General features: G+C 73.8%; 17 protein-coding genes. 6 read left to right on the top strand and 11 right to left on the bottom strand.

What is annotated here, in order from left to right; genetic code table 11:
- Window positions 1–29: 29 nt before the first annotated feature.
- Together FHN55_RS15840 and FHN55_RS15835 are read right to left on the bottom strand one after the other, a co-directional pair.
- Complete coding sequence (locus tag FHN55_RS15840; protein ID WP_139713301.1) at window positions 30–1,601, bottom strand: cell wall metabolism sensor histidine kinase WalK; 1,572 nt, start codon at window positions 1,599–1,601, stop codon at window positions 30–32.
- On the bottom strand, window positions 1,598–2,320 hold the full coding sequence (locus FHN55_RS15835) for a response regulator transcription factor (protein WP_180357881.1): 723 nt from the start codon (window positions 2,318–2,320) through the stop codon (window positions 1,598–1,600). Before FHN55_RS15835 ends, FHN55_RS15840 begins: the two co-directional genes overlap by 4 nt.
- A gap of 153 nt (window positions 2,321–2,473) precedes the next feature.
- On the opposite strand from FHN55_RS15835, the gene FHN55_RS15830 reads away from it, so the two are divergent.
- Complete coding sequence (locus FHN55_RS15830) at window positions 2,474–2,935, top strand: hypothetical protein (RefSeq protein ID WP_139713299.1); 462 nt, start codon at window positions 2,474–2,476, stop codon at window positions 2,933–2,935.
- A 66-nt stretch (window positions 2,936–3,001) separates the two neighbouring features.
- Here FHN55_RS15830 and FHN55_RS15825 read toward each other — a convergent pair whose 3' ends face one another.
- Genes FHN55_RS15825 through FHN55_RS15810 form a run of 4 tightly spaced genes read right to left on the bottom strand, consistent with a single transcriptional unit; the run spans window position 3,002 to window position 7,719 of the window.
- The gene (locus tag FHN55_RS15825; protein WP_139713298.1) at window positions 3,002–4,096 is read right to left on the bottom strand and encodes a quercetin 2,3-dioxygenase; all 1,095 of its coding nucleotides are present in this window, start codon (window positions 4,094–4,096) and stop codon (window positions 3,002–3,004) included.
- Window positions 4,093–5,088 carry an alpha/beta hydrolase gene (locus FHN55_RS15820; RefSeq protein WP_218974726.1) on the bottom strand — a complete coding sequence of 332 codons (996 nt, stop codon included), beginning with the start codon at window positions 5,086–5,088 and terminating at the stop codon, window positions 4,093–4,095. Before FHN55_RS15820 ends, FHN55_RS15825 begins: the two co-directional genes overlap by 4 nt.
- A gap of 8 nt (window positions 5,089–5,096) precedes the next feature.
- Window positions 5,097–6,341: a family 1 glycosylhydrolase gene (locus tag FHN55_RS15815; protein ID WP_139713296.1), complete on the bottom strand. Its 1,245-nt coding sequence runs from the start codon at window positions 6,339–6,341 to the stop codon at window positions 5,097–5,099.
- Between the two features lie 46 nt (window positions 6,342–6,387).
- Entirely contained in the window at window positions 6,388–7,719 is a 1,332-nt protein-coding gene (locus FHN55_RS15810) for an MFS transporter (protein WP_180357880.1), read from the bottom strand.
- A gap of 141 nt (window positions 7,720–7,860) precedes the next feature.
- On the opposite strand from FHN55_RS15810, the gene FHN55_RS15805 reads away from it, so the two are divergent.
- Window positions 7,861–8,502: a TetR/AcrR family transcriptional regulator gene (locus FHN55_RS15805; RefSeq protein ID WP_139713294.1), complete on the top strand. Its 642-nt coding sequence runs from the start codon at window positions 7,861–7,863 to the stop codon at window positions 8,500–8,502.
- A gap of 12 nt (window positions 8,503–8,514) precedes the next feature.
- Here the strand turns inward: FHN55_RS15805 and FHN55_RS15800 are convergent, their stop codons facing one another.
- From FHN55_RS15800 to FHN55_RS15780, 5 genes are all read right to left on the bottom strand, one after another.
- On the bottom strand, window positions 8,515–10,893 hold the full coding sequence (locus tag FHN55_RS15800; RefSeq protein WP_218974725.1) for a family 78 glycoside hydrolase catalytic domain: 2,379 nt from the start codon (window positions 10,891–10,893) through the stop codon (window positions 8,515–8,517).
- Between the two features lie 14 nt (window positions 10,894–10,907).
- Window positions 10,908–11,735, bottom strand: a complete 828-nt coding sequence (locus FHN55_RS15795) for a carbohydrate ABC transporter permease (protein ID WP_139713345.1) — start codon at window positions 11,733–11,735, stop codon at window positions 10,908–10,910.
- Entirely contained in the window at window positions 11,735–12,667 is a 933-nt protein-coding gene (locus FHN55_RS15790; protein ID WP_218974724.1) for a carbohydrate ABC transporter permease, read from the bottom strand. The genes FHN55_RS15795 and FHN55_RS15790 overlap by 1 nt, the downstream gene beginning before the upstream one ends.
- Before the next feature lie 80 nt (window positions 12,668–12,747).
- On the bottom strand, window positions 12,748–14,073 hold the full coding sequence (locus tag FHN55_RS15785) for an ABC transporter substrate-binding protein (protein WP_139713293.1): 1,326 nt from the start codon (window positions 14,071–14,073) through the stop codon (window positions 12,748–12,750).
- A gap of 156 nt (window positions 14,074–14,229) precedes the next feature.
- The gene (locus FHN55_RS15780) at window positions 14,230–15,270 is read right to left on the bottom strand and encodes a LacI family DNA-binding transcriptional regulator (protein WP_139713343.1); all 1,041 of its coding nucleotides are present in this window, start codon (window positions 15,268–15,270) and stop codon (window positions 14,230–14,232) included.
- Between the two features lie 134 nt (window positions 15,271–15,404).
- Here FHN55_RS15780 and rhaI point away from each other — a divergent pair, with 134 nt between their 5' ends.
- From rhaI to FHN55_RS15760, 4 genes are all read left to right on the top strand, one after another.
- Window positions 15,405–16,565 (top strand): L-rhamnose isomerase, encoded by a 1,161-nt coding sequence (gene rhaI / locus FHN55_RS15775; RefSeq protein WP_218974733.1) that lies wholly within the window; start codon window positions 15,405–15,407, stop codon window positions 16,563–16,565.
- Between the two features lie 49 nt (window positions 16,566–16,614).
- On the top strand, window positions 16,615–18,672 hold the full coding sequence (locus tag FHN55_RS15770) for a bifunctional aldolase/short-chain dehydrogenase (RefSeq protein WP_139713291.1): 2,058 nt from the start codon (window positions 16,615–16,617) through the stop codon (window positions 18,670–18,672).
- Between the two features lie 7 nt (window positions 18,673–18,679).
- Complete coding sequence (locus tag FHN55_RS15765; protein ID WP_139713290.1) at window positions 18,680–20,122, top strand: rhamnulokinase family protein; 1,443 nt, start codon at window positions 18,680–18,682, stop codon at window positions 20,120–20,122.
- Window positions 20,123–20,148: 26 nt separating this feature from the next.
- Window positions 20,149–20,623: alpha-hydroxy-acid oxidizing protein (locus FHN55_RS15760; RefSeq protein WP_180357879.1), on the top strand; the 475-nt coding region annotated here is incomplete at its 3' end.

Genomic DNA, 20,623 nt, shown 5'->3' with positions numbered 1-20,623 from the left:
GCGGGCTCTCGGGCGACCCTGTGCGCCGGCTATGGCTCCTCTGCGGGGTCGGGGTCGGCGGCCTCGAGGGGTGCGACGGGGAGCCGGACCAGGAAGGCGGTCTGTCCCGGTCGGGAGGTGACGTCGACGGTCCCCCCGGTGGAGGCGACGATGGCGGACACGATCGCGAGCCCCAGTCCGCTGCTGCCGGCGGCGCGCGACCGGGAGCCGTCGCCACGCGCGAACCTGTCGAAGACGTGCGGCAGCAGGTCCGGAGCGATGCCCGGACCGTCGTCGAGCACGGACAGCACCACCTGGCCGGGCGTCGTCGTCGCCAGCCCCGCCGTGACGGTGGTTCCCGGCGGGGTGTGGGTGCGGGCGTTGGCGAGCAGGTTGGCCAGCACCTGGTGGAGGCGCGCGGAGTCGCCGACCACCTCGACGGGCTCGTCGGGCAGCTCCAGGCGCCAGACGTGGTCGCGCCCGACGGCGGAGGCGTCGCTGACGGCGTCCAGCAGCAGCCTCGTCAGGTCCACCAGCTCGGTCTCCAGCGGACGGCCCGCGTCCAGGCGCGCCAGCAGCAGGAGGTCCTCCACGAGCCCGGTCATGCGCTTGGCCTCGGACTCCACCCGGCCGACGGCGTGCGCGGCGCTCGGCGGCAGGGCGGCCGGATCGCGGTTGACCAGCTCGGCGTAGCCGCGGATGGAGGCGAGAGGGGTGCGCAGCTCGTGGCTGGCGTCGGCCACGAACTGCCGGACCCGCAGCTCGCTCTCGTGCCGCGCCGACAGCGCCGAGCCGACGCGGGTGAGGAGGGTGTCCAGCGCCGCGCCGACCTGGCCGACCTCGGTGCGGGTGTCGGTGTCGCGCTCGGGGACGCGCACGGCCAGGTCGACCTCGCCCCGGTCCAGCTCCATGGCGCTGACCTGGGCGGCGGTCGCCGCGACCCGGCGCAGCGGCCGCAGCGAGCGCCGCACGACGACGGCCGCGGCGAGGCCCGCGAGCAGCATGGCGAGCAGCGCGACGACCAGCTCGACCTCCACGAGCCGGCGCTGCGTCGCCTGCAGGCCGGACAGCGGGACGCCGGTGATCAGCACGTCACCGCCGTCGTCGGCGGGGACCCCGACGACGCGGTAGGTGCCGAGGGAGCCGACGTCGACGGTGCGCGGCGTCCCGTCAGCGACGACGCCCGCCAGCGCGGCGGTGTCGGCGCTGCTCGCCGTGACCGCGCAGAACCCCTCGAGGGAGGCGGCGGCCACCACCTGCCCGCCGGAGACCCGCGCCGCCAGCGTGCCCGGCTGCTGACCAGGTGCCAGCAGGAACCCGATGCCGCTGGCGGCGGCCTCCTCGTCGGCCGTGGAGGACGGGCAGCGGTCCTGGAACTGCGGCTGCGAGCCCGGGGGCGCCGACCGGGAGCCATCACCGGCGAAGGGGGCTCGCTCGGCGGACGTGACCAGCTGGGTGTCGAGCTGGGCCAGCTGCAGCTGGCGCAGGGCGACGACGGTCGCGGTGCCCACCACGGCGCACACCACGGCGACGAGCACCACGAGGGCGACGACGAGCTTGGTGCGCAGCGACCACGCGCGCACCGGGACGAGACGGCCCACCGGGGTCACCGGCCCGCTCACCGGGCGGGCTTGAGCACGTACCCGACGCCGCGCACCGTGTGGATCATGGGCTGGCGGCCGGCGTCGACCTTCTTGCGCAGGTAGGAGATGTACAGCTCCACCACGTTCGCCTGCCCGCCGAAGTCGTAGTTCCACACCCGGTCCAGGATGTGCGCCTTGCTGAGCACCTTCCGGGGGTTGCGCATGAGCAGGCGCAGCAGCTCGAACTCGGTGGCCGTGAGGGTGATCTCGTCGTCACCGCGGAAGACCTCGTGGCCCTCCTCGTCCATCGTCAGGTCACCGACCACGAGGCGCGGGTCATCTCGCCGGGCGACCACGCCCGTGCGTCGGACCAGGCCCCGCAGGCGCGCGATGACCTCCTCGAGGCTGAACGGCTTGGTGACGTAGTCGTCGCCACCGGCGCGGATACCGGCCACGCGGTCCTCGACCGAGTCCTTCGCGGTGAGGAACAGCACCGGCACGTCCGGTGCCTCCTCGCGCAGGCGGCGCAGCAGGGTGAGGCCGTCGACGTCGGGGAGCATGACGTCCAGGACGACGACGTCGGGGCGCAGCTCGTGCGCCGCCTTCACCGCCGCAGCGCCGTCACCCGCGGAGCGCACCTGCCAGCCCTCGTAGCGCAGCGCCATGGAGACCAGGTCGGCCAGCTGGGGCTCGTCGTCGACGACGAGCGCGCGCAGGGGGCTGCCGTCAGCGCGCACGAGGGTGTCGGTGGTGGTCACAGGAGGAGTCTCGGGCTGGAGCGGTGCACGCACCTGTGGGATCGCTGTGACCGACCTGTGGAGGCTGCACCTGTGCGCGGGCGGCGGCCGCTCCACAGCACGGCCACAGGGGCTCCCCAGGGCCGGGGCAGACCCCGCTCCGACCGTCCTGGCATGTCCGCTGACGCGCAGCACCGCTCCCCCGACGTCCCGCCGTCGTCGTCCTCCCCCTCCTGGCCCGCACCGCCGGTGACGTCGACGGCCGACGACGACGTCGCACCTGCGCGGCGCGGGCACCGCGTCACGGCGCTGGTGGCGTCAGGCGCACTCGCCATCGGTCTGGTCGGCGGTGTCGGGATCGGCCGCGTGACGGCCCCCGCCGCCCAGACGTCCGGGGCGAGCGCCACCGGTTTCGGGCAGGGCGGCCCCGGCGGCGCGGGAGGGATGGGCCTGCCCGGGCAGGGCACCGCACCGGGCGGCACCGGGCTCCAGGGCAGCACCGGGCTCCAGGGCTCGCCCTCCGGGCCGGGCGGCGCTGCCGCACCTGACCAGAGCAGCCAGGGCGGCCAGCTCGGCGCCGCACCTGGCAGCGGCACCGCGGTCGCGCCGTCCCAGCAGGGCACGAGCACCACCTGAGCACGCCGCGGCAGAGGTCGCCGAGCTGGCCGGCGGCCTCAGGCCCCCTCGCGGGACCCGCTGGGCTCAGACGTCCCGTCCGGCGAGGCGCTGGGGGGGAGGCCCGACCAGGACGAGGTCGAGCTCGTCCTGCAGCTTCTGCAGCACGTGCACCGGAGGAGGGCCCACGAGGTCCGTCTCCCGGCTGCTCATCGTGCCCGGCTCGGCGTAGGAGCGGTCCTGCGTGGACGAGCCGAGGACGCCGAAGAACGGCTCGAAGACGTCGGGGCTGAGGATCCCGAGCATCTCGGTGCGGTGGGCGTCGAAGGCGAACGTGTGGATGGTCCCGGCGGGCGCGTGCACGAAGTCGCCCGGGGTGAGCAGCAGCTCGGTGCCGTTGACCCACAGCCACACCCGGCCCGCGAGGCACACGAAGTTCTCGGTGTGCTGGCGGTGGAAGTGCCGCCCGAAGTACTGCCCGGGGGCTCCGACGGTGTGGATGGCGAAGTAGCGGTGGTCGGTGTTCCTGCCCCGGGAGAGGTAGGTGTACAGCGCGTCGGGCGTGCGCAGGCGGTCGCCCTCCCCCGCGCGCAGGAAGTACGGCTCCACGCCCGCGGGGAGCTCCGCGTCCCACGCGTCGGACGTCAGGACCTCCTCCACCGACGGGAAGGTCACGCCCAGGGCCTCCCCGGCCTCGCGGCGCAGTCCGGGCGCGGGCGGTCCGGACGGGGCGTCACGGTGCGCGTGGACGTCCACCGGCGTGCCCAGGCGCTCCACCAGGTCGAGGGCACCTCCCGGCGCGGCCCACACGAGCAGCCGGGTGGTGTGCGCGAGGAAGCGCCAGCCGACGGGCGTCCCGGCGGGGACGGTGAACGAGTCCCCCGGCACGAGCACGCGCGCCGACGCACCCAGCTGCACGCGGACGCTGCCCTTGACGACGACGAAGGACCGCTGCTGGTCGCGGTGCGCGTGCGGGGCGACCACCGAGCCGCGCGGGCCGTCGACCCACGCGGCGTCGAACAGCCCCCCGGTGTCCGAGGCGCGGGCGAAGACGGTCCAGAGCTGTCCGTCCAGCTCGTAGCGCAGCCCCTCGCCGTGGGCGACGGCGTAGGGCACCGGCTCCCCCGGGAGCGCGTTGCGCACCGGCGAGAGACCGTGCACCACCTCCAGGTCGATGCTCACCGCTGTGACCCCTCTCCTCGTCCGTCGTCGTAGACGCCCAGGTGGCGGGCGAGGAAGTCACCCACCACGTCGAAGCTGAAGCTGCTCGGCCCCGTGCGCTCCTCGGCACCGGGCACGGACCACCGGCACGCCGAGGGAGCTGCCCCTTCGCGCTCGAGGCGCCCGTCGTCGAAGACGGGAGGACCGGGCACCTCCACGGCCCCGGCGGGGTTGAGGAAGCCGTGCCGGTAGCCCGCCACCAGGTGCAGGGAGCTCTCGACCCCGGCCGCCACGAGGGCCTCGTGGAGCAGTGCGCTCTGGCTGGCGCGCACGAGCACGTCCTCGGTGCCGTGCGCGATCTGGAACGGCGGTGCGGCGTCCGTCACGTGCGTCAGCAGGCACGCGTCACGCGCCAGCTCGCGGCGCTCGGACGGCAGGCCGCCCAGCAGCCGGGCCTCGGGGGCGTTGGCCCCGCTCATCGCCGGCGGCGCCGAGGTCGGCGCCTCGGCCACGACGCGCTCGAGGTCGACCGGGCCGTACCCCTCGGCCACCGCCTGCACCGCAGCGCTCGGATCGTCGGCGCCGACGTCCTCACCGGGCAGCGCGTGCACGTGCCCGGTGAGGCCGGCCAGCGCTGCCAGGTGCCCACCGGCCGAGGAGCCCCACAGGCCGATGCGCTCGGCGTCGAGGCCGAGCTCGTCGGCGTGCGCCCGCAGGAACCGCACCGCGGCGCGCACGTCGTGGAGCTGGGCGGGGAAGAGGGCCTGACCGCTGAGGCGGTACTCGATCGAGGCCATGGCCAGCCCGCGAGCGGCGAACCACCGCGTCAGGTCAGGTGCCAGGTGGCGGTCGCCGGTGAACCACCCGCCGCCGTGCAGCCACACCACCACGGGAGCAGGTGCCGCGGTCGGGCGCAGAGCCGCGGGCTGCGCCGGCAGCACGAGGTCGAGCACCAGCGGACCGCTGTCCCGCTGGGCGTAGACCAGCTCGTGGCGGGGAGCGCTCCCCTGCACCGGAACCGTCATGCCACGGGGACGGGGCGGTGGGTGGCCACGACGCCGGCGTAGACGCCGGCGCTGGGCTTGGGCGTGCGCTCGAAGGTCTCCCGGTCCACCGACACCAGGCCGAGCTTGGGCCCGTAGCCGAAGATCCACTCGAAGTTGTCGAGCAGCGTCCAGTGGCAGTAGCCGAGCACGGGGGTGCCCTCGGCCACCTCGCGCGCCAGCTCGTCGAGGGCCGCGGGGATGAAGGCGGCGCGCTGGCCGTCGTCGTCGGTCTGGATCCCGTGCTCGGTGACGAGCACGGGGACGCCCGAGACCTCGTGGGCGTACCTCACGGCCCCCGCCAGCGACGCCGGCTCGATGGCCGTGCCCATCCCGTTGCGCGGGCCGGGCGGCACCACCTCACCGTGCGGGCCGTGCACGACGCGCTCGTAGTTCTGCACGCCGATGAAGTCGTCCTCGCGCGCCACCCGGAGCCAGTGGTCGTAGACGGCGGCGCGCCGCGCGTCGCGGCGCGCCTCGCCCCCCGGCAGGGCGGCGTCGTCGCAGATGGCGATCGACACGCCCACCGGCAGGTCGGGCCGGAGGGCCTTGACCGCGGCCCGTGCGGTGCGGTGCGCGGCGGTGGTGGCCGCCTGCACCTCGTGCTGCAGGTCGGAGGGGACGACGTTGGAGCTGAGGTAGGTCGCGCTGCCCGCGGCCCGCGCCGCCGCGGCGAGCATGTCCCGCTTGACCTGCTCGGCCACCGGCGGCAGCTTGCCGCCGGCGGTGAGCAGCTGCTCGAGGTTCGGCTCGTTGAGCGTCACCGCGGCGCGGATGCGGTCGCCGAAGCGCGCCACCACGCGCTCGCACTGCGCGGCGAACAGCTCCGCCGCACCGAGGGCCAGCCAGGACCCGGACGCCGCGAACCAGTGCGGCGAGGTGAAGTGGTTGAACGTCACCAGCGGGGCGAGCCCCCGCTCGAGGCAGCCGTCCACCACGCGCTCGTAGTGGTCGAGCGCCGCGGGGTCCACCTGCCCGCGCACCGGCTCCACGCGCGCCCACTCCACGGAGAAGCGGAAGGCGTCCAGGCCCATGCCGGCGGCGAGGTCCAGGTCCTCCTGCCAGCGCTCCAGCGTCCTGCAGGCGGCACCGCTGGGCTCTGCGAAGAGCGTCGGCGAGACGTGCTCGAGGAACCAGGTGTCGCTGTGGACGTCGTCGCCCTCGACCTGGTGGCCGGAGGTGGCGACGCCCCAGAGGAAGCCGTCGGGGAAGCGCTGGGTCACGGGGGTCTCCTGGGGTCGCGGGTCGTGCGGGGTCAGCGCGCTCTGCTCAGCGGGAGCCGCGGACGAAGAGGATGAGCACACCGCCGAGCACGGCGCTGGCGGCACCGGCGATGAACAGCGCTGCGAAGTTCCCCCCGCCGCCGATGGCGAGCAGGGCGGGAGCGACGGCGGCGACGAGGGTGACGGGCAGGTTGTCGGCGACCTTGACGAGCGCCAGGTCCTTGGCGGGGTTCTCCGGGTCGGGCAGCACGCGCGTGGCCAGCGCCAGCTCGACGGCGAAGTACACGCCCTGGCCCAGCGCCACCACGCCGCAGGCGACGAGGTAGGAGGGGAAGCCGGTGGCGGCCGAGGCAGCCACGAGCCCGGCGCCGAGGATGAGCGCGGCGACGAGGATGAACGGCCTGCGCACGCCGAGCCGGTCGCTGAGCCTGCCGATGAACGGCGCGACGAGCAGCGACAGGCCGCAGTTGACCACCACGGTCAGCAGGATGGCGCCGCCGAGGCCGGCCGGCGTCAGCCCGATCTCCTGCAGCAGGTAGATGGCCTGGTACCCGTTGAGCGCTGCGACGCCGGAGAAGACGAGCATGCGGCTGGCGAACACGAGGGCGAAGTCGGGGTGGCGGACGGGGTCGACCCAGAAGACGCCGACGGCCTGGCGCAGGGCGAAGCGGGCCGGCGGCGCGGTGAGGCGCTCCTCGCGGAGGAAGACGGCCAGCAGGACGAGGGTGACGACGGCGAAGGCGGTGGGCAGGCCCACGACCAGCGCGAGCTGCGCGCCGAAGGGCTGGGCGATGGTGAGGCCCACCAGCGCGCCCATGGCGGTGGAGAGGCTGAGGAACGCAGCGGCGGGGCCACGGCGGTCCGCGGGGACCTGGTCGGCGAGCAGGGCGGTGGTGGTGACGCTGGCCGCCACGAAGCCGAGCGTGATGAGCAGGTGCGCGGCGACGAAGAGGGGGACGTTCGGCGCCACGACCAGCAGGGCACCGCCGAGGGCGAAGGACCCCGCGGAGGCGACGAGGTAGGGGCGGCGGCGCCCGAACCGCGAGCGGGTGCGGTCGGACAGCGCGCCGATGGTCGGGAGCGTCAGCAGCGTCACGACACCGGCGATGCCGCTGGAGAGGCTGATGATCGTGGTGGCGCCCGCGGCGTCGAGGGCCGTGGCCTTGAGGGTGAGGGACAGCAGCGCCGCGACCATCTGCGCAGCGCCCGCTCCGACGGCCGCGAGGACCAGCAGCGCGACGAAGCCGCGGCGGGTCGGTGGGGCGGCGGGTGGGACCGCGCCCGGAGCGGAGCCGGTCGTCAGGACCGCGGCCGCCAGGGGGTCGGGGCTGGCGACCGGTGCCGGGTCGGTGGGGGGGACGTGCAGGGGCGTGGTCATGACGGCTCCCTTGCCGGGGTCACACCGCGGTGGTGCGGCGGTGACCGGTGTCGACGGTGACGGCCCCGCGTCCGGGGTGGCTCGACGGTAGGGTGAAAACATTGGTAGGTCAAGGTTTTTGGTCGACGCTAGCCTCCCCGAGTGGCCGGACCCCGTGGCGAGTACCGCAAGAGCGCCGAGCGACGGGCCCAGATCCTCGAGGCGGCTGCCGCCGTCTTCGCCCGCGGCGGGTACACCGCCAGCTCCCTGGCGGAGGTGGCGCGCGAGGTCGGCATGACGCAGACCGGGGTCCTGCACCACTTCGCCGGCGGCAAGGTCGCGCTGCTGCGCGCCGTGCTCGAGCAGCGCGACGCCGCAGCCGAGGGGCTCCTGACGGGACGCACCGGCCGCGACTTCCTCGCCGGCCTGGTGGAGATCTCCCGGACCCAGCGCGAGCAGCGCGGCACCGTGCAGCTCTACGCGGTGCTCGCGGCGGAGGCGACCGACCCCGACCACCCGGCCCACGCGTACTTCGCCGAGCGCTTCACGCGCATCGCCGACGCCGTGGCCGGGGCCTTCGCGGCCGTCCGGGCCGAAGGCGGCCTTCGCCCGGGCGTCGAGCCGCGGCGCGCGGCGAACAGCCTGCTGGCCGTCACGGAGGGCCTCCAGCTGCTGTGGCTCAGCGGGGTCGACGTCGACATCGCCGACGACGTCCAGCGCCACCTCGACGGGCTCCTCGTCGAGCCGCTCGACGTCAGCGGGGAGCCGGTCGCGCACCCCTCGCGGGAGCGCACGACCGGCTGACGGGCGAGCCGCTCAGACCGAGCAGCGCAGCTCGTGCTCCCCGCCGACCACGGCGCGCGCCGTGCCGTCGGGGAGCACGACGTCGGCGGGGACGCCCTCCGGCAGCGACACCCGCACCGACAGCTCACCGCCCTCGCTGCGCCAGTCGACCTCGATGCGGCCGACGGGCGAGTCGAGCGCCGTGCTGGCCCACGTGATGCCGGGTCCGGGCACGGGCTGCACGCGCACCCGGCGGTAGCCGGGTTCCGCGGGCCGCAGTCCGCCCACCACCTGGTAGACCCAGTCGCACACGGCGCCGAGCGCGTAGTGGTTGAACGAGGTCATCTCCCCGGGGTTGATGGACCCGTCGGGCAGCATCGAGTCCCACCGCTCCCAGACGGTGGTGGCGCCCATCGAGACCGTGTAGAGCCAGGACGGGCAGCCCGTCTCCAGCAGCAGCCGGTAGGCGGTCTCGACATGGCCGTGCTCGGACAGCGCCCAGGTGACGTAGGGCGTGCCGGCGAAGCCGGTGGACACCCGGTGGCCGGCGGACTCCACGAGCTGGGCGAGCCGGTCCGCGGCCGCCTGCTCCTCGTCGTCCTCGAGCATCCCGAAGCACACCGCCAGGGCGTAGACCGTGGCGCAGTCGGACTCCACGCGCAGGCCCGTGGCGCCGTCGGGGGCGTCGGCCGCGGCGCGGTGCACGTAGGCGGCCCGGAACGCCGTGCGCAGCCGAGCGGCCAGGACGGTCAGGCGCTCGGCGTCGTCGTCGTGGCCCAGCAGCCGCGCCGCCTCCGCGGCGAACGCCACCGACCGGTGGAAGCTCGCGGTGGCGACCACGCCCGGGTGGGCCTTGGCCTGCCAGGGGGCATCCGGCGGAGCGTCGGGGTCGAGCCAGTCGGCCAGCTGCATGCCGGAGTCCCACAGGCCCGACGGCGACAGCAGCGGCTCCACCGACGCGATGTGCGCCAGCACCCCCGGGTAGTGGGCGGCGAGCCTGTCGAGGTCTCCGTACGCGGTCCACAGCGCCAGCGGCACCCACGCCGCCGCGTCGGACCAGATCGCCTGCGCACCCACCTCGGGGAAGGGCGGCGGCCCGTCGAAGCGGGCGTGCTTGAGCACGTCCGGGACGGTCACCGGCACCGCACCGTCGGGGCGGTGGGACATCTCGCAGGGCACGTCGAGCAGCCAGGAGTGCAGGAAGTCGGCCACGTCGAACTGGAAGGCGGCCGTCGGTGCGTAGACGGCGATGTCGCCGGTCCAGCCGAGCCGCTCGTCGCGCTGCGGGCAGTCGGTGGGGACCGAGAGGAAGTTGCCCTTCTGCCCCCACACCGAGTTGCTGACCAGCTGGTCGACCAGGGGCTCGGAACAGGCGAAGGTCCCGGTGCGCCGCAGCTGGGACCCGACGACGACGGCCTCCAGCGCCTCGGCGAGCGCGTCGTGGTCACCGGGGAAGCCGGTCACCTCGACGTAGCGGAAGCCGTGGAAGGTGAAGGACGGCTCGAAGACGTCGACGTCCGCGCCGGAGAGCACGAAGACGTCCGTGGCAGCGGCGCCGCGCAGCGGACGGGTGCCCAGCTCACCGCCCTCGAGCACCTCGGCGTGGCGCAGCACCACCTCGGCGCCCGCGAGGTCCGGCGCACCGGGCACCGCGAGCCTGACCCACCCGACGAGGTTCTGGCCGACGTCGACGAGGGTCGCGCCGGAGGGCGAGGTCCAGACGCGCTGGGCCCTGAGCACCTCCTGGCGGCGCACGGGTGCGGCGACCTGCGGCACGAGCCGCCGGCCGCCGCGTCCGTCCTCGCGCTCGAACGCCCCCTCGCGCACGGAGAGGCCACGACCGGGGCGGTCGCGCAGGCGGGCGTCCACGCGCTCGCCGCCGTAGAGGGAGTTCTCCACGACCTCGCAGGTGGCGGCGGTCCACGAGCCGTCGGCGGCGGTGGCCAGGCGCTGCACCGCGCCGTCGTCGTAGGTGACCTCCAGGACGGCGAGCAGGCCGGTCTCGTCGCCGTAGTCGGCGTTCGCCGCGGCGAACCCCAGACCGCCGCGCCACCAGCCGTTGCCCAGGCGGGCGGAGAGGCGCACCCGTCCGCCCGCGCCGGCGCGCACGGCGTCGGTGACGTCGTGCTCCTGCACCTGCAGCCGCCACTCGTAGGCGGTCCAGCCGGGCGCCAGGAGGTCCTCCCCCACGGGGGCACCGTCGAGCGCGAGGTCGTAGACGCCCTGCGCGGTCGCCGCGACGCGGGCGCTCACGACCGCCGAGCGCGGCCGCTCGAGCTGCAGCTCGCCGGAGAGCACCACCACCTCGCCGCGGGCGGCGCCGTCGGCGGTGAGGAGGGTGGCGCGCTCGAGGAGGTCCACGGCGGTTCCGTCGAGTGCGGTCGGCCCGGCAGCGGGCGAGGTGGTGGTCACGCGAGGAGCTCCTGTCAGCCCTTGACGGCGCCGGACGTCATGCCGGCCACGATCTGGCGGTTGAAGAACACGTACATCACCAGCGGCGGGATGGTGATGAGGAGGATGTTCATGAAGAGCAGGTTGAAGCTGGTGTTGTACTGGCTCTGGAAGTTGAAGAGCGTCAGCTGCACCGTCGCGTTCTGCTCGCCGGGCAGGAAGTACAGCGGGTTGGCGAAGTCGTTGAAGACGGCCACCGACTGCACGACGACCACCGTGACCACCACCGAGCGCAGCAGCGGGAAGACCACGCGGAAGAACAGGCGCAGCGGGCCAGCGCCGTCGATGATCGCCGCCTCGTCCAGCTCGCGCGGGATCGAGGAGATGAAGGCGCGGAACAGCAGCACCGAGAAGGACAGCCCGAAGGCGACCTCCACGAGGACGAGCCCCGGCATGGTGCCGAACAGGCCGATGCCCTGGAGCACCCAGATGGTGGGCACCACGGCCGGCGGCACGATGAGACCGGCCAGCACGAGGAAGTTGATGAGGCCGGTCCAGCGGGTGGTGCGCCGCTGGAGCACGAAGGCGACCATCGCGCCGAGGACCACGAGGAACGCCACCGAGACGACCGTGAGGATCGTGCTGTTGATGAACGCGATGATGAGGATGTAGTCGCGCGACTCGAGCACCGCCACGAGGTTCTCCACGAACTGCGGCCGCTCGGGCCAGGAGAAGCTCAGCCGGGAGGCGTCGGTGGCGTCCTTGCCGGCCTGCAGCACGATGAAGGCGAACGGCACGAGGAAGACGACGACGCTGGCGGCGATCGCCAGGGCGCCGACCCACCAGCGCTGGGCGGTGCGCATCACAGGGCCACCTCCTTCTTGGCCAGCCAGCGCGTCAGCGGGACGACGACGGCGGTGACGACGAGGAACAGGACGACGTTGCCGGCGGTCGAGAGGCCGTAGAAGCCGGCCTGGTACTGCTTGTAGATGACCGAGGCGATGACGTCGGAGGTGAAGCCGGGACCACCGCGCGTCATCGCCCAGATGAGGTCGAACGAGCGCAGCCCGCCGATGAGGCTGAGGGTGACGACGGTGGACGTGGCCGGCCACGACAGCGGCAGCGTGACGTTGCGGAAGCGCTGCCAGGCGGAGGCGCCGTCGACGGCGGCAGCCTCGGTGTACTCCTGCGGGATGGAGACGATGCCCGCGATGTAGATGACGGTGGCCAGGCCCACCCCCTTCCAGACGTCGACGAGGGCCACGGACAGCAGCGCGATCTGCGGGTCGGTGAGCCAGCCGGGGCCGGTGACGCCCACCAGGCCGATGACCTGGTTGATGAGGCCACGGGTGGGGTTCATGAGCGCGGTGAAGGTGATGCCCACTCCGATGGTGGAGACCAGCACCGGGAAGAACACCACCGAGCGCAGGTAGCCGCGGCCGATGATCTGGCTGGTGAGGAGCACGCCGAGGGCCATCCCGAGGACGACCTTGAGGACGGAGGTCACCGCACCGAAGACGAGCGTGTTGACGAAGCCCTTCACGAGCGCGGGCTCGCGGAAGAACTGCACGAAGTTCCCCAGCCCGATGAACTCCGAGCTGTTGAAGTTCCAGCGGGTGAGGCTGAAGTAGAACGACGCGAACGTCGGCAGCAGGAAGATCCCCCCGTAGATGACCGCGGCCGGCAGGTAGAACCAGCTCGGGTAGGGGCTGCCTCGGCGCCCGCGGCGCGTCGCGCGCGGCTGGCCGGCCGGTGCCGGCGGCACCGGCGGGAGCGCTGTCGTGGTGCTGGCCACGGCTCCTCCTGGGGTGGGTGCGGTCGGGGGGCCCCCGCCCCGGCCCGCTGCGTGCGGGCCGGGGCGGGTGGGGAGGGAGGTCACCAGCCGGCGAGGCCGAGCTGCTGCGCCTGCTTCTCGACGTCCTGGTCGTAGAGGGCGGCGCCCTGCGCGGCGGTGCTGATCCCGGAGCCCACCTGCACGGTGATCTGCTCCAGGCTCGGGCCCTTCACCGGGGAGAGGAACTCCAGCGCCGGGCTCTGCTTCCCGTCGTCGAAGTACTTCACGACGTCCTTGGTGAGCTGCGAGGTGTCGCTCGGCAGCTCGCAGCCGGACACGAGGTACGGGCCGGTCGGCGCGGACGCCGACGTCTGCGCGTCGCAGCCCGCGGGGCTGGCGATGAACCCCAGGAACGCCTTCGCCGCCTCGAGCTCCGCGCCGCTCGTGCTCTTGGGGATGTAGGCGCCCGCCGGGTACCAGGCCGTGAGGCCGTTGCTGGCGGCGTCGTCCCCGGGCAGCGCGAAGAAGCCGACCGAGTCCGTGTTCCCCCCGGCAGCGGTGGCGAGGCCTCCAGCGGCGATGGCCGACAGCATCGGGTACTGGGCGCCGGTGCCGTCGGCGACCATCCGCAGGCCGTCCGCGAGGGTGGCGGAGGCGAAGTCGGTGTTGGTCAGGCCTGCATCGTGGACCTGCTGGAGGTGCTCGAAGCCCTTGAGGGCGGCGGGGTCGGTGGCGAACTTCGCCTTGTTGGCGGTGAAGTCGTCCGCGAAGGTCGGTTCGGCCGCAGCCACGTTGTGGAAGTCACCGAGGACGAAGAGCTGGGACGTCCAGGTGTCGCCGTAGGTCTGGACGACCGGGGCGACACCACCGCCGGAGTCCTTGATCTTCTGGCTGTTCTCGATGAACTGCTGCCACGTGGTGGGCACGGACAGCCCGAGCTGGGAGTAGACGTCGCGGTTGTAGAGCACGCCGCCGCCCATGGCCGTGCCGATCGGGGCGCCGTACAGCTCTCCGCCCGCAGAGGCGTTGGGCTTGAAGGACTCGTCGATGTCGGCGGCGTAGGGCTGGTCGGTGATGGGCACCAGGTTCTTCGCCGGGTCGATCTGCTGGAAGAGCGACCCCGAGTTGTAGAGGAAGACGTCGTCCATCGTCCCGGTCGACAGGCGCGTCTTGACGAGGTTGTCGCCGTCGGTGCCGCCCGGGCGCGTCTCGACCTCGACGGTGATGTCGGGGTTCTGCTCGTGGAACGCCTCGGCGAGGGCCTCGGCGGGCTTCACGCTCGAGTCGGCGGTGTCCACCAGGAAGGTGATGGTCGTGCCGCCACCGGCGTCGTCGGAGGAGGAGCCCAGGGAGCCGGCGCTGCAGCCGGTGAGCAGGAGGGGGGCGGCCACCAGGGCTGCGAGCAGGCGGGAGCGGGGCACCTTCACGGGGTCTCCTCGTCGAGACGGGCGGTGGCGGGATGTCCCGGCCACCGTCAATGAATCGTTTCAGTGGCGGGAACGTACGCGTCCGGCCGCAGTGCCGTCAAGCACTTCGTGATGACGACGGCTCCGCGCCCCGGACGGGTCGCGGGGCTGGGGGCCTCAGCGCGAGGAGCGGGTCGACTCGCGGACGACGAGCTCGGGGACGAACTGCACGTGGCGCCCCTCACCGCGGGCGTCCTCGCCCGCCGCCCCCTCGACAGCCTCCAGCAGCAGCTCGACCGCCGTGCGCCCCAGCAGCTCGCGGGGCTGGCGCACGGAGGTGAGGGGCACCGCCGCCGTGCCGGCGTAGCCGATGTCGTCGTACCCCACCAGCGCCAGCTCGTGCGGGACGCGCACCCCGCGGCGCACGCACTCGTTGAGCACGCCGAGGGCCAGCAGGTCGTTGGCGCAGAAGACCGCCGTCGGCCGGTCCGCGGGGTCGGGCCACTGGGCGAACAGGCGCGCTGCCGCGGCGCTGCCGGCGCGCACCGACATGTCGTCGCTGGGCACGACCTCCACCGCGGCGGCGCCACCCTGGGCACCCGCGCCGCCGGCGGCAGTGCGGAGCCCGGCGAGGCGGTCGCGCACCTGCCCGAGGTGGTCCGGCCCCCCGACGAAGGCGATGCGGCGGTGCCCGAGGGAGAGCAGGTGCTCCCCCGCCAGCCGGCCGCCGCGCACGTCGTCCACCGCGACCGAGGGTGCGGCGGCGGACTCCGAGACCCTGTCGACCAGCACGACCGGCGTGCCGCGCCGCTCGAGCTCCGCGACTGCGGGGTTCTCCCCCTCCCGCACCGGCGACAGGAGCACCCCCATGACGCGCTGGGCCTCGAGGCGCGCGAGGTGCCGCGCCTCGCGGTCGGGGTTCCCCGCGCTGTTGGAGACGACGACGAGGGCGCCGACGTCCTCGGCAGCCTCCTCCGCGCCGGCGATGACGTCGGCGAAGAACGGGTTGGCCACGTCGAGCACCACCAGGGCGATGGTGCGCGAGGACCCCGCCCGCAGCTGGCGGGCCGACTCGTTGCGCACGTACCCCAGGCGCACGACGGCGGCCTCGACCAAGGCGCGCTTGGCGGGGCTGACGCTGTCGGGGCGGTTGAGCACGTTGCTGACGGTGCCGACGGACACCCCGGCCTCGCGCGCGACGTCCTTGATGCCCACCACCACGTCGGCACGCTAGCCGCCCCCGGGCACCCTGGGGGCCTGACGTGCGCCCGGCAGGGGCGTTGACGATGGGCGACGTACCCGGCTAGCGTGTCTGAATCGTTTCATCGACGGACGGAGCTCCCGTGTCAGACCTGCGCGACGAAGCGCTGGCGGCCCTGGCCCAGCAGACGATCGAGCTGCCGAGCTGGGCCTTCGGCAACTCCGGCACCCGCTTCAAGGTGTTCTCCACCCCCGGTGTGCCCCGTGACCCCTTCGAGAAGATCAGCGACGCCGCGCAGGTGCACCGCCACACCGGAGCCGCCCCGCGCGTCTCGCTGCACATCCCCTGGGACCTCGTGGACGACTTCGGCAAGCTCGCCGCGCACGCCGCCGACGAGGGCGTGAGCATCGGCGCCATCAACTCCAACGTCTTCCAGGACGACGACTACCGCCTCGGCTCGCTGTGCAACCCCGACGCCCGCGTGCGCGCCAAGGCCGTCCAGCACCACCTGGCGTGCATCGACGTCATGCGCGAGACCGGGTCGAAGGACCTCAAGGTCTGGCTGGCCGACGGGCTGAACTACCCCGGCCAGGACGACCTGCGCGCCCGCCAGGACCGCCTCGCCGAGGGCCTCGCGCAGGTCTACGCAGCCTTGGACGACGACATGCGCCTGCTGCTCGAGTACAAGTTCTTCGAGCCGGCGTTCTACGCCACCGACGTGCCGGACTGGGGCACCTCGCTGCTGCACTGCCTGGCCCTGGGCGAGCAGGCCTCCGTGGTGCTCGACACCGGCCACCACGCGCCCGGCACCAACATCGAGTTCGTCGTGGCGCAGCTGCTGCGCGCTGGCCGCCTCGGCGCCTTCGACTTCAACAGCCGCTTCTACGCCGACGACGACCTCATCGTCGGCGCCGCCGACCCGTTCCAGCTGTTCCGCATCATGAGCGAGATCGTGAGCGCCGGCGCCCACCTGCCCGGCTCCGGGGTCAACTTCATGCTCGACCAGTGCCACAACATCGAGCCGAAGATCCCCGGCCAGATCCGCTCGGTGACCAACGTCCAGGAGGCCACCGCCAAGGCGCTCCTGGTCGACCGCGAGGCGCTGGCGGCGGCCCAGGCGGCCGGTGACGTGCTCGGCGCGAACGGCGTCCTCATGGACGCCTACAACACCGACGTCCGCGACCTGCTCGCCGACCTCCGCGAGAGCCGCGGCCTGCCGCGCGACCCCTACGCCGCCTTCGCCGCCACCGGGTACCTCGACCGCGTCGCCGCCGAGCGCATCGGCGGGTCCCAGGCCTCCTGGGGCGCCTGAGCACCGCTCGGCCCCGACCAGCGACGACCCGCCACCCCCCGAGGACGCCATGACCAACCCCACCGCCGCCGACCTGATCGCCCGCTCGCACCGGCTCGGCGCCGACCCGGCGAACACCAACTACGCCGGCGGCAACACCTCCGCCAAGGGCACCGCCACCGACCCGGTGACCGGCCAGGAGGTCGACCTGCTGTGGGTGAAGGGCTCCGGCGGTGACCTGGGCACCCTGACCGAGTCCGGCCTGGCGGTCCTGCACCTGGACCGGGTCCGCGCCCTGCGCGAGGTCTACCCCGGGGTGGAGCGCGAGGACGAGATGGTCGCCGCCTTCGACCACTGCCTGTTCGGCAGGGGCGGCGCAGCCCCCTCCATCGACACCGCCATGCACGCCCTGGTCGACGCCGCCCACGTCGACCACCTGCACCCCGACGCCGGCATCGCCATCGCCACCGCCGCCGACGGCGAGGCCCTGACGAAGGAGGTCTTCGGACCGAAGGTCGTGTGGGTGCCGTGGCGGCGCCCCGGCTTCCAGCTCGGCCTGGACATCGCCGCGGTGAAGGAGGCCAACCCCGACGCCGTCGGCTGCATCCTCGGCGGGCACGGCATCACCGCCTGGGGCGAGACCTCCGAGCAGGCCGAGGCCAACTCCCTGTGGATCATCGCCACGGCCCAGGCGCACATCGACCAGAAGGGCAGTGCGGAGCCCTTCGGCCCGGTCCGCCCCGGCTTCGAGGCGCTGCCCGAGGCTGAGCGCCGCACCCGCGCCGCTGCCCTGGCCCCCGCGGTCCGCGGGCTCGCCAGCCACGACCACCCCGTGGTCGGTCACTTCACCGACGACCCCCGGGTGCTCGACTTCCTCGCCCGGGAGGCGCTGCCGCGCCTGGCGGCCCTGGGCACCTCCTGCCCGGACCACTTCCTGCGCACCAAGGTCAAGCCGATGGTGCTGGACCTGCCGACCACGGCGACGGTCGAGGAGGCCACCGCCCGGCTGCGCGAGCTGCACACCGCCTACCGCGAGGACTACCAGGCCTACTACGACCGCCACGCCGACGCCGACAGCCCCGCCATCCGCGGGGCGGACCCGGCGATCGTCCTCGTGCCCGGCGTGGGCATGCTCAGCTACGGCAAGGACAAGCAGACCGCCCGCGTGGCGGGCGAGTTCTACCTCAACGCCATCAACGTCATGCGCGGCGCCGAGGCGGTCTCCACCTACTCCCCCATCGCCGAGTCGGAGAAGTTCCGCATCGAGTACTGGGCGCTGGAGGAGGCCAAGCTCGCCCGCCTGCCGAAGCCGAAGAGCCACGCCACCCGCATCGCGCTGGTCACCGGAGCCGCCTCCGGCATCGGCAAGGCCATCGCCACCCGCCTCGCGGCGGAGGGCGCCTGCGTCGTCGTCGCCGACCTGGACCTGGGGAAGGCGCAGGCCGCCGCCGAGGAGATCGCCGCGCAGACCGGCGCGAGGGTCAGCAGCGACGTCGCCGTCGGGGTCGCCGCGGACGTCACCGACGAGGCCGCCGTCGCCACCGCCGTCGAGGCGGCGGTGCTGGCCTTCGGGGGGATCGACCTGGTGGTGAACAACGCCGGGCTGTCCCTGTCCAAGCCGCTGCTGGAGACCACCGCGAAGGACTGGGACCTGCAGCACGACGTCATGGCCAAGGGCTCCTTCCTGGTCTCCAAGGCCGCCGCGCGCCCGCTCATCGAGCAGGGGCTGGGCGGCGACGTCGTCTACATCTCGAGCAAGAACTCCGTCTTCGCCGGGCCGAACAACATCGCCTACTCCGCCACGAAGGCCGACCAGGCCCACCAGGTGCGCCTGCTGGCCGTCGAGCTCGGCGAGCACGGGGTGAAGGTCAACGGCATCAACCCCGACGGGGTGGTGCGCGGCTCGGGCATCTTCGCCTCCGGGTGGGGCGCCAACCGCGCCAAGACCTACGGCATCGACGAGGGCGACCTGGGGAAGTTCTACGCCCAGCGCACCATCCTCAAGCGCGAGGTGCTGCCCGAGAACGTCGCCAACGCCGTCGCCGCCATCACCGGACCGGACTTCAGCCACACCACCGGGCTGCACGTCCCGGTCGACGCGGGCGTGGCCGCCGCATTCCTGCGGTGAGCCGGCGATGAGCAGCGTCGCCGCGGTCGACCTCGGCGCCACCAGCGGCCGGGTCATCACCGGCACCCTCGAGGGTGGGCGGGGCGGCGAGCAGCTGCACCTGCGTCACCTCGCGCGCTTCGAGAACCGCCCCGTTCGCCTGCCCGACGGGCTGCACTGGGACGTGCTGTCCCTGTACTCCGCCGCGATGCAGGGGCTGGGCCGTGCCTCGCGGGAGGAGCCGGGGCTGGTGGGAGCGGCGGTGGACTCCTGGGCGGTGGACCACGGGCTGCTGCGTGAGGGCCGGCTGCTCGGGAACCCGTACCACTACCGCGACGAGCGCAACGACGACGGCGTCCGGGCGGTGCACGCCCAGGTGGGGCCCGAGGAGCTGTTCCAGCGCAACGGGCTGCAGCACCTGCCGTTCAACACCCTGTTCCAGCTGGCCGCCGCGCGCGCCAGCGGTGAGCTGGAGCTCGCCGACAGGCTGCTGCTCATCCCCGACCTGCTCGGCTACTGGGCCACAGGACGCCAGGTCGCCGAGCGCACCAACGCCTCCACCACCGGCCTGGTACCGGTCGGGGGCGGTGGCTGGGACACCGAGCTGCTGCGCCGGCTGGACCTGCCCGTGACGCTGTTCCCCGAGGTGGTCGAGCCGGGCACGGTGGTCGGCGAGCTCTCGGCGCAGGCGAGGGCCGAGTTCGGCATCGCCGACGGGCTCACCCTCACCACGGTGGGCTCCCACGACACCGCCTCGGCGGTGGCCGCGGTGCCGATGCGCGCCGAGGACGCCGTGTACATCTCCTGCGGCACCTGGTCGCTGGTCGGCGCCGAGCTCGAGACGGCGGTCGCCACTGACGAGGCGCGCCGGGCGGGGTTCACCAACGAGGGGGGCGTCGACGGGCGCGTGAGGTTCCTCAAGAACGTCATGGGCCTGTGGCTGCTCTCGGAGTCGCTGCGCACCTGGGCCAAGGCCGGGCAGGATCACGACCTGGCCACCCTCCTGGAGCAGGCGGCGCTCGTGCGCCCGGACGTCCCCACCTTCGACGCGAACGACCCGCGGCTGATGGCCCCGGGCGACGTGCCCGCCCGCATCGCCGCCCTGCTCACCGAGCAGGGACAGCCGGTGCCGGCATCGGCGCCCGAGCTGGTCCGCAGCATCCTGGCGAGCCTCGCGCAGGCCTACGCGGCCACCGTCCGCGACGTCGACAGGCTCACCGGGCGCACCACGCGCACGGTGCACCTGGTCGGCGGTGGGGCTCAGAACGCGCTGCTGTGCCAGCTCGCGGCGGACCTGACCGGACTGCCCGTCGTCGCCGGGCCGGTGGAGGCGACGGCGATGGGGAACCTGCTGGTCCAAGCCCGCACCCACCGCCTCATCAGCGGAGACCTCGAGGCGCTGCGCGCCGTCGTGGCGCGCTCGTCCCCGCCGCAGACGTTCAGCGCGCGCGCCCGCACCACCCAGCACTGACACGACCCAGGAAGGCCCACCCGACGATGGTCCAGCGACAGGTTCCCAGGCCCGCCGAGCTGCTCGAGCACGTGCGGCTCAAGAAGCCCACCCTGGACGGCCGCAAACGCCGCCTGCAGGCAGCCCTGACCATCGAGGACCTGCGCACCATCGCCAAGCGCCGCACCCCCAAGGCCGCCTTCGACTACACCGACGGCTCCGCCGAAGCCGAGATCTCCATCACCCGCGCCCGCCAAGCCTTCCACGACGTCGAGTTCCACCCCCGGGTGCTCAGGGACGTCGCCCACGTCGACACCACCTGCACGGTGTTGGGCGGCCCCTCCGCGATGCCCTTCGGCATCGCCCCCACCGGCTTCACCCGCCTCATGCAGACCGAAGGCGAGACCGCCGGCGCCAGCGCCGCCGCCGCCGCCGGCATCCCCTTCACCCTGTCCACCCTGGGCACCACCTCCATCGAAGACGTCAAGACCGCCAACCCCACCGGCCGCAACTGGTTCCAGC

Source organism: Streptomyces sp. NP160, assembly GCF_006335115.1.
Classification (GTDB): domain Bacteria; phylum Actinomycetota; class Actinomycetes; order Actinomycetales; family Quadrisphaeraceae; genus Quadrisphaera.
This window is presented reverse-complemented; position numbering and strand designations above follow the sequence as displayed.